General features: G+C 69.6%; 1 protein-coding gene. It reads right to left on the bottom strand.

Features of this window, described 5'->3' with window-relative positions:
• Positions 1–250 (bottom strand): diguanylate cyclase (locus tag HKX41_12555; protein ID NNC24966.1); only part of this gene is annotated, 250 nt, incomplete at both ends.

Genomic DNA, 250 nt, shown 5'->3' with positions numbered 1-250 from the left:
CCGGGTTCGCGTACGCGATCTCTCCGTCGACGACGACGACGATCGGGTCCGGCGACGCCTCCAGGATCGTCCGGCGACGCTGCTCTTCCGCACTCGTAACCCGGTGTGCGCGGACGCGCTCGACGGCGTGTACCACCTGTTGGGCGAGCAGGGCGTACTGCTCGGTGCCGCGTTCCTTGCGCAGGTAGTCCGTGACGCCCGCCGAGATCGCGCGACTCGCCAACTCCTCGGAGCCACGCCCCGTGAACAG

This window comes from Salifodinibacter halophilus (assembly GCA_012999515.1).
In the GTDB taxonomy this organism is placed as follows: domain Bacteria; phylum Pseudomonadota; class Gammaproteobacteria; order Nevskiales; family Salinisphaeraceae; genus Salifodinibacter; species Salifodinibacter halophilus.
Note: the sequence above shows the minus strand (reverse complement) of the source record. Positions and strands in the feature narration are given on the sequence as shown.